Here is an 819-nt window from a genome sequence, read left to right as displayed (position 1 = left end):
CGGTTCTGTCGCAAACCTTGTTGCCACCTGTCAAACTAAGGGTCGTTTTGATAGCGCATGCTCGGATTAGACAGGAGCAGACAGTGGCAATCTCATTCAAAGGTGCACATTTTCCGAAAGACGTGATCTTGTATGCTGTTTTCTTCTATCTCAGATACGGCGTGTCATACCGAGACCTGGAAGAAATCATGGCTGAACGTGGTGTCGAACTCGATCACGCGACCTTGAACCGCTGGGTGAGCCGATACGGCGGTCTTGTCGCTGATGCTTCGCGGCACAAAAAGCGTCCTGCCGATCGTTCATGGCGCATGGATGAGACCTATGTGAAAGTGAAGGCTGAGTGGGTTTATCTCTATCGGGTCATCGATAAATACGGCAAAACCCTGGACTTCATGCTATCCAAACGCCGGAACAAAGCCGCTGCAACAAAGTTCTTCGCTCGTGCGCTAGAGGCAAACGGATTGCCACGGAAAATTGTTATCGACAAAAGCGGTGCGAACACAGCCGGGATCACGACAATCAACAAGATGCTGAAAAGCTTTGGTTGTCCGATACCAATCGAGATGGTGAGGCGAAAATATCTCAACAACATCATTGAACAAGACCATCGCTACATCAAACGTCGGATCAGGCCCATGTTGGGTTTCAAGTCTTTCTCGTCAGCTGCATCTGCCCTAGCAGGTATCGAACTGGTCAACATGATCCGCAAAGGTCAGTTCACGCCCGGACTCTCTCCGTTTCAGCAGTTCACGCAACTGGCAGGATAATCGACCAGCCTGCTCCATCCACTTAGCCTTCGAAGAAATTTGCGACAGAACC

Annotated in this window: 1 protein-coding gene; it reads left to right on the top strand. The window is 50.2% G+C overall.

Annotation, left to right across the window (positions count from 1 at the left end; all coding sequences use genetic code 11):
* Window positions 1-83: 83 nt before the first annotated feature.
* Window positions 84-767 (top strand): IS6 family transposase, encoded by a 684-nt coding sequence (locus ACR0IY_RS21960; RefSeq protein ID WP_480677163.1) that lies wholly within the window; start codon window positions 84-86, stop codon window positions 765-767.
* Window positions 768-819 lie beyond the last annotated feature (52 nt).

This window comes from Ruegeria sp. BC1 (genome assembly GCF_056539305.1).
This window is presented reverse-complemented; position numbering and strand designations above follow the sequence as displayed.